Genomic DNA, 7,339 nt, shown 5'->3' with positions numbered 1-7,339 from the left:
TGGCCGATGAAGCCAAGGCTCTCCTGAAAAAACAGCCCGTGGATATCGTCTTCTACGAAGCCCTCACCGCCGGTGAGCGTGACTACAGCGCCATCCTCACAAAAATGAAGGCCTCTGCCCCCGATGCCGTGCTCTTCACCGGGTACTACCCCGAGGCCGGCCTGCTGCTTCGCCAGAAGATGGAGATGGGCTGGAAGGTCCCCTTCCTCGGCGGTGATGCCACCAACAACCCCGACCTCGTCAAGATCGCCGGCAAGAAAGCCGCCCAAGGGTTCTTCTTCCTGAGCCCCCCCGTTCCCCAGGACCTCGACTCCACCGAAGCCTCCTCCTTCCTGGCCGCTTACACCAAAAAATACACGGAAGTCCCCGGTTCGGTCTGGGCCGTTCTCTCCGGTGACGGTTTCAACGCCATCGCGGCGGCCATCAAGGCCACCGGGTCTACCGACTCCAACACCCTGGCCGCCTACCTCCACAACGAGATGAAGGACATGCCCGGTCTCACCGGCACGATCTCCTTCAACGAAAAAGGCGACCGCGTGGGGGATCTCTACCGCCTCTACAAGGTGAACGCCGAGGGTGACTTCGTGCTTCAGCCCTAACCCGGATATTTCTCGAGCCGGGTGAGAAAATCAGACAGAATACCGTGGATTACATTTTGCATTTTTGAAACGACTGAAAATATGACTGCGAAGGACTGTCATTACGGATTATTCCTTAGTCCTGATTGTTTTCTCATGAAATATCCGGGCTAATCGATCATGGCCTCGCAAAAGGCCGTGTGCGCCCTCATGTGAACCTTTCTTCACAGAGAACACACAGCACGCTGCGAGGCGCTTTCAGCGGTGACCTCCCATCGGAGCCCCCGCTCAGAGCGCAACGCCTCCACAGAAAACCCAAAAACGGGTGGCGACACCGCATCCCTTGATGTCGCCATTCCGTCAGCAGCACCGGAGAAGTAAGATGGAACTGTTTTTCCAACAGCTGACCAACGGCCTGGCTGTGGGGGGGATCTATGCCCTCATCGCTCTGGGCTACACCATGGTCTACGGGGTTTTAAAACTCATCAATTTTGCCCACGGTGATCTCTTCACCATCGGGGCATACCTGGGGCTCACCCTGCTTTCAACCCTGGGCCTCACGGACCACCTGGGCCCCTTTGGCGTGGTCATTGCCCTGGCCGTCATGGTCATGGGCCTCGTCGCTGTGGTGGGCATCATCCTGGAGCGCATCGCTTACCGCCCCTTGCGGGAGTCCCACAGACTCTCGGCCGTGGTTTCGGCCCTGGGTGCCTCCATCTTCTTCCAAAACGCCGTCATGCTCATCTACGGCGCCCGATACCGGGTCTACCCCCATGATATCCTGCCCAGAGTCGTCATCCCCATCTTCGGGCTCAATGTGCCCCTGCTCAGGATCCTGATTCTGCTTACCTCCATCGTGATGATGGCCGCGCTCTATTTCTTTATCCAGAAAACCCGGACCGGAACAGCCATCCGGGCGGTGGCCATCGACCAGGGAGCCGCCAAGCTCATGGGGATCAACGTCAACGCCGTGATCATGATTGTCTTCCTCATCGGCCCGGCCCTGGGCGGGGCAGCCGGCCTGATGGTCGGCCTCTACTACGGCCAGATCAACTTCACCATGGGCTGGATCTACGGGCTCAAGGCCTTTACCGCGGCCATCCTGGGCGGCATCGGCAACATCCCGGGCGCCATGCTTGGCGGCCTCCTCTTAGGCGTTATCGAGGCCATGGGCGCTGCGTATATCTCCATCGCCTGGAAAGACGCCATCGCCTTTGTTGTGTTGATCCTCATCCTCATTGTTCGCCCCACTGGCCTCCTGGGGGAACGGGTTGCAGAGAAAGTATGATGGGTACTCCGAGACGGGCCTCCTGGCCCCTGGAAACCCTGGACCGTTTTTATGAGGCCTTGACCGTATGAAACGAAACATTATTTATCTACTTCTTGCTTTGCTGCTGGCTGTCTCCCCCGCATTTCTTAATGCATACTGGGTGGATGTGCTGAACAACGTGGGCATGTACGCCCTGCTGGCCTTAAGTCTCAACCTTATCCTGGGCCATGCGGGTCTGTTCCATATGGGCCACGCCGCCTTCTACGCGGTGGGCGCTTACACCACGGCCATCTTAAACACCAGCTTTGACATCCCCGTCCTCTGGACCATGCCCCTGGCCGGCCTCATTGCCGGGCTCTTCGCCCTGATGGTGGCGCGTCCCATCATCCACCTCCGGGGAGACTACCTGCTGATCGTCACCATCGGTTTTGTGGAGATCGTGCGCATCGCACTGATCAACAACGTCTTCGGCATCACCGGCGGCGCCAACGGCATCTTCGGCATTGACCGGCCCTACCTCTTCGGCTTCAAAATTCGAAAGCCCCACGAATTTTTCTATCTCATCTGGGGCTTCATGGCCGTGACGGTCTTTCTCTTTCATCGCCTGGAAAATTCCCGGTTCGGGCGGGCCTTGAACTTTTTAAGGGAAGACGACGTCGCAGCCGAAGGCAGCGGCATCAACACCACCTACTACAAGCTCATCGCCTTTGTGATCGGTGCCGTCTGGGCCGGAATGGTGGGGACCATCTACGCTGCCAAAATGACCATCATCGCCCCGGAGTCTTTCAACTTCTGGGAATCGGTCGTGATGTTTATGATCGTCATCTTAGGCGGAGCCGGCAGCATTCGCGGGGTGATTTTAGGGGCTTTTCTCGTCATCGGCCTTCCGGAGATTTTCCGGGGCATGGGGACCATCAGCGACCTCATCAACAGCCTCTTCTCCTCCTTTGGCGTCACCCTCAGCCTTGATTTCAGTAATTTCAGCAAAGCCCGTATGCTCATCTTCGGCGCGGCCATGGTGATCATGATGATCTTCAGAAACGCAGGGCTCCTGCCTCCTCTGCCCAGGAAGTACCCCCTTAAAAAAATTCGAGAAGAAATGAGGATTCGAGAAGAGGTGAGAATTCGGGAAGAGATGAAAATTGGGGAGGAGATGCCGTGAGTCTGTTGAAGCTCGAAAAACTGGTCAAAGACTTCGGAGGATTACGAGCCGTTGATGAGGTCTCCTTTGCGGTGGAAGCCGGAGATATCTTTGGCCTCATCGGCCCCAACGGAGCCGGGAAAACCACCGTCTTCAACCTCATCACCGGCAACTACGTCCCCAACAAAGGAAAGGTGATCTTTGACGGCCAGGTTCTCAACGGGCTGGCCCCCAACAAGATTGTCACCCTGGGCGTGGCCCGGACCTTCCAGACCATCCGGCTCTTCAAGGCCCTCTCGGCCCTGGAAAACGTCCTGGCCGGGTGCCACTGCCGGATGAAATCAGGATCCATCGCCGCCATGCTGAAGACCCCCTTTCAAAAAAGGGAGGAGAAGGAGGCCATCCAACTCGCCCTGGCTGAACTGGACTTCGTGGGCCTGGGAGACGACGCCGACACCCGATCTGACAGCCTCTCCTATGGCAACCAGCGCCTCCTGGAGATTGCCCGTGCCCTGGCCACCCAGCCAAAACTCCTGATCCTGGACGAACCGGCCGGAGGCATGAACGAACAGGAGACCGATGCCCTCATCGAAATCATCGCCCGCATCAAAGCCCGTGGCATCACCGTCCTCCTCATTGAACACGACATGAGCCTGGTGATGCAGGCGTGCGAAAAACTGGTGGTGATTGAGTACGGCAGGAAAATTGCCGAAGGACTGCCCGAAGAGATAAAAGTCAACAAGAAGGTCATCGAGGCCTACCTCGGAACCGATGACGAGGAGGAGGGTGAGGCGTGCTTTTAGACGTAAAGAATCTCCATGTGAAATACGGCACCGTCGAGGCCCTGCACGGCATCAACCTCCAGGTGAAAGAGGGCGAGATCGTCACCCTTCTGGGGGCGAACGGCGCGGGGAAATCCACCACCCTCATGACCATCAGCGGCCTGTTAAAACCGTCTGAAGGCGAAATCTGGTTCGACGGAAAAGCCATTCATACGATGCCCGCCCACAAAGTGGTGGAAGCCAAACTCACCCAGTCCCCGGAAGGCCGGCGCGTCTTCTCGACCTTAACCGTCCAGGAGAACCTCAACCTCGGGGCCTTCACCGCCAAAAACCCCAAACGCGTGGAAGAGACCCGACGCTGGATTTTTGAGCTGTTTCCCCGCTTAAAAGAGCGGAAAAAACAGCTGGCAGGGACCCTCTCCGGCGGCGAGCAGCAGATGCTTGCCATCGGCCGGGCGCTGATGAACAACCCCCGAATCCTCCTCTTGGACGAGCCGAGCTTAGGGCTCGCCCCCATCCTGGTGAAGGCGATCTTTGATACGATCCGGGAAATCAACAAAAGCGGGGTCACCGTGGTCCTCGTGGAACAAAACGCCAAAGCCGCCCTCAAGCTGGCCCACCGGGGCTACGTCATGGAGGTGGGAAACATCGTCCTGGAAGACAGCGCCGATGCCCTGCTGGCCAACCCCAACGTCCGGGAAGCCTACCTGGGCGGGGGGAAGAAGTAAGGAACAAAGGGGAAAAACGCCTCCGGCGGCCCTGCCGGGGGCCAAACTTTTGGAACGTTTGACAAACAGGTTTTCTGTAACCGATGATGAATGCGATTTGTCCCGAGAAACGATCCGGCTACGCCGTGGCATGAAGGTAAAGCGCACCATCCACTTAGCCCGAATATTTCATGGGAAAATGGTTGGCCCAAGCCAATATAATGTTATTACAAGGGCACCTGAATCTCCGTCAGGTAATTGTTCGGATCTCCCTCCAGGAGCGGGCCGGGCCCCTTGTGGACCACCTGGCGGGTAGGCAGGGTCGCCTTTCGGCCCGAGGCCTCGATCCAGTCAAAGACCCGAAGGTAACTCTCCCCCAGGGTTTCAAAGGGTCCCCGATGCAGAAGGACAGCGAACTCGCCCCCTTCCAGGGTGCGGCAGGGCCAGGGGCTCTCCACGGTTTTGGAAATGGGCATACACACCTCGATGTCGGCGTCCAATTCTCTGTACTCATCGTTATAACAGAGGTTCACGATACGGCCTGAAATCTCCTTTTCTGCGGCACCACGCAGCTTGAGCACCACATCACCGATCTCCATCCAGGCCCCGGTCCAGCGATGGGATATCACCAGCTGGGGTTCCACGCGTTTCACCTCGACATCAAAGCCTTCCTCTTTCATCTTTGTCACCTCTCTTTCTCGGTTGATAATGCGGTCGATGACAAAAGAGATATTCGAAAGCCTTGCGATCTCAGCCTGGAGGGCCTCCTGCTTGATCGCAAGCAGCCCCACCAGGTCGGACTCATCAGCACAGTATGCCATAACGTGACGGATCTCCGACAACGAACAGTCCATGGCCTTCAGGGCAACCACCACACGGGCCCTGGAAGCATCCTCCCGATTGTAATACCGGTAGCCGCTTTTCTCATCCACGTAACGGGGCTCAAGGATCCCCCGTTCATGATAGAGCCTGAGCGCCTTCACCGTGAGTCCTGTGATCCGTGAAAATGTACCGATGTTGTACATACTCTGCCTTCTCTTTTGCCTTTCCGCGTTAAAATTACCGACACCCTGAAGCCCGCCCCTGGGGGAGAGTCAAAGAGAAAATACCCGGCAGCAAAAAAAGGGGCGGCCCACACGTTCTTTCGGTGAGCCAGCCAAGGGCCAGACGTTAAGAGCCCCCCACGATTCCCGGACCCTCATGTCTTATCGGATGGAAAGGTCCCAGATTCTTTATTATAAAAATCATCGATCTCCCCATCCGTCTCCTCTTCATCAAAGAGGTAGGGATAACGTTTCTTCATACAGTCGTTGCAGATGCCATGGCTGAAACGGGCCTTGGTGTGGGACTCGATATAGCTCTCCAGCTTTTCCCAGTAGCCCGTGTCGTTTCGGATCTTAAGACAGCTGGAGCAGATGGGAAGCAGGCCGTTAAGCTCCCGAACCTCTTCCAGGGCCTGGGTCAACTCTGTAATCAATGACTCCCGTTCCGCCTCACTTTGAATGCGTCGGGCAATCTCCGCCCGCATCCTTCGATTATAAACACCCAGCCAAAGCCCCCCGGCAATGGCGACCACCAGAGCCATACTCCCCACCTGAACGCCCCAGCACGACCAATCCATGGCGCCAGAGGGCAACCCAGTCACATCGGACTCCGACGCAGCCAGCCCGACCCCCACCGAAACGTCGGCCATCACACCCAGCGAGCTCAACACAGCAACCCGCCCCCAACGATTTATCCGTTCACAAGAGCTTAACATTCCCACCACCCTGCACCCCGACCCCACCGATCAAAACGGCAGAAGCCTCTCAGCGACACTCAAAAAAAGGTACCAAACCATTCTTTGTATCGGCGTTGTAAACGAAACGCTGAACTGAAACCCCTATTTTTTTGTCCATGACAGGAAAAAATCGAAAATGTTCCCGGGGAGATAAAGCCATCCGCTGCCGGGCGTTAAGATCGTATCCGAAGGACAAAACAAGAGCACCCGTGGAAAACAAAGAGGGGAAAATGAAAGGAGGGATTCCGGAGAGACACATTCACCGACGCCCGGACAAACCATGACGTCTATGAATCCAAAGACAAAGGCCGACCAAACGAGGGATCCGGCCTTTGTCTTGCAGGGTTACACCGCAGCGACGATGGAGATCTCCACCAGGATCGCTTCGCGGGCCATGGCAGCCTGAACACAGGCACGGGCAGGGGCCATGCCCGGAGTCACCCAGCTGTCCCAGACCGCGTTCATGTCTGCGAAAAGGGCCATGTCTTTAATATAAACCGTCGCAGAGAGAATTTTGTCCTTGTGAGACCCCACGCTCTCAAGAAGCTCTTCGATCTTTTCAAGGGTGGTCACGGTCTGCTCTGTGATGTCCGTGGAGGCATCCTTGGCCACCTGGCCACAAAGGTAGACGGTGTTGTTGTGAACCACGGCGCGGCTCATGCGGGCTTTTGTTTCAAATCGCTGGATATCCATTGGTTTCTCCTGTGATCCGTCATGCCATCTCGCAGGCTGACAGGGATGGTTTAATAAAAGTCTGGGCCCCCCTCTTCCGGCGGGGCCCAGGGATCTGAGTCGATGACTATACCCAAACGTCACTTCAGGGATCAAGCCCCTTTTCCGATCTCCCCGCCTTCATTTCCCTTCCAGCGCTTGCGACCCCTCCCATTCGTGCTTATCGTTAGACAAACAATTTCAAGGGGAAGCGTCATGCCTCATGCAGGAAACGCGCCTCCAGACTTACACACGAAGCGTCTTACCGAAGGGAATATCAGGCCATGAACAAATGGAAAGTCGGACTCGGAGCAGGGGTGGTTCTCGTTATCTCAGGATGGATCGCCTGGAACTTCCTCATCCCCAGTGA

At 56.7% G+C, this 7,339-nt stretch carries 8 protein-coding genes; 5 read left to right on the top strand and 3 right to left on the bottom strand.

Annotated features, from left to right (window positions below; genetic code table 11):
- The 5 genes from Q1Q75_RS22145 to Q1Q75_RS22125 all read left to right on the top strand — a co-directional run.
- A partial coding sequence (locus Q1Q75_RS22145; RefSeq protein ID WP_300675332.1) for a branched-chain amino acid ABC transporter substrate-binding protein occupies positions 1-599 on the top strand: 599 nt, incomplete at its 5' end.
- A gap of 361 nt (positions 600-960) precedes the next feature.
- Positions 961-1,866, top strand: coding sequence for a branched-chain amino acid ABC transporter permease (locus tag Q1Q75_RS22140; protein WP_300675331.1), 906 nt, complete (start codon positions 961-963; stop codon positions 1,864-1,866).
- A gap of 67 nt (positions 1,867-1,933) precedes the next feature.
- The gene (locus Q1Q75_RS22135; RefSeq protein ID WP_300675330.1) at positions 1,934-3,010 is read left to right on the top strand and encodes a branched-chain amino acid ABC transporter permease; all 1,077 of its coding nucleotides are present in this window, start codon (positions 1,934-1,936) and stop codon (positions 3,008-3,010) included.
- Positions 3,007-3,792 carry an ABC transporter ATP-binding protein gene (locus tag Q1Q75_RS22130; RefSeq protein WP_300675329.1) on the top strand — a complete coding sequence of 262 codons (786 nt, stop codon included), beginning with the start codon at positions 3,007-3,009 and terminating at the stop codon, positions 3,790-3,792. Before Q1Q75_RS22135 ends, Q1Q75_RS22130 begins: the two co-directional genes overlap by 4 nt.
- Positions 3,783-4,499: an ABC transporter ATP-binding protein gene (locus Q1Q75_RS22125; RefSeq protein WP_300675328.1), complete on the top strand. Its 717-nt coding sequence runs from the start codon at positions 3,783-3,785 to the stop codon at positions 4,497-4,499. The genes Q1Q75_RS22130 and Q1Q75_RS22125 overlap by 10 nt, the downstream gene beginning before the upstream one ends.
- Before the next feature lie 206 nt (positions 4,500-4,705).
- On the opposite strand, the gene Q1Q75_RS22120 is transcribed toward Q1Q75_RS22125, so the two are convergent.
- The 3 genes from Q1Q75_RS22120 to Q1Q75_RS22110 all read right to left on the bottom strand — a co-directional run bounded on the left by Q1Q75_RS22120 (position 4,706) and on the right by Q1Q75_RS22110 (position 6,951).
- Positions 4,706-5,503 carry a MerR family transcriptional regulator gene (locus Q1Q75_RS22120; RefSeq protein ID WP_300675327.1) on the bottom strand — a complete coding sequence of 266 codons (798 nt, stop codon included), beginning with the start codon at positions 5,501-5,503 and terminating at the stop codon, positions 4,706-4,708.
- 173 nt (positions 5,504-5,676) lie between these two features.
- The gene (locus tag Q1Q75_RS22115; RefSeq protein ID WP_300675326.1) at positions 5,677-6,192 is read right to left on the bottom strand and encodes a hypothetical protein; all 516 of its coding nucleotides are present in this window, start codon (positions 6,190-6,192) and stop codon (positions 5,677-5,679) included.
- Positions 6,193-6,603: 411 nt separating this feature from the next.
- Positions 6,604-6,951 carry a RidA family protein gene (locus Q1Q75_RS22110; RefSeq protein WP_300675324.1) on the bottom strand — a complete coding sequence of 116 codons (348 nt, stop codon included), beginning with the start codon at positions 6,949-6,951 and terminating at the stop codon, positions 6,604-6,606.
- Positions 6,952-7,339: the final 388 nt, after the last annotated feature.

This window comes from Desulfoluna sp., from assembly GCF_030145185.1.
Classification (GTDB): domain Bacteria; phylum Desulfobacterota; class Desulfobacteria; order Desulfobacterales; family Desulfolunaceae; genus Desulfoluna.
Note: the sequence above shows the minus strand (reverse complement) of the source record. Positions and strands in the feature narration are given on the sequence as shown.

Excerpts from the sequence above, each read along its gene's own strand:
- Q1Q75_RS22140 (WP_300675331.1), top strand. The coding sequence starts at position 961 with ATGGAACTGTTTTTCCAACAGCTGACCAACGGCCTGGCTGTGGGGGGG.
- Q1Q75_RS22110 (WP_300675324.1), bottom strand. The coding sequence starts at position 6,951 with ATGGATATCCAGCGATTTGAAACAAAAGCCCGCATGAGCCGCGCCGTG.
- Q1Q75_RS22135 (WP_300675330.1), top strand. The coding sequence starts at position 1,934 with ATGAAACGAAACATTATTTATCTACTTCTTGCTTTGCTGCTGGCTGTC.
- Q1Q75_RS22120 (WP_300675327.1), bottom strand. The coding sequence starts at position 5,503 with ATGTACAACATCGGTACATTTTCACGGATCACAGGACTCACGGTGAAG.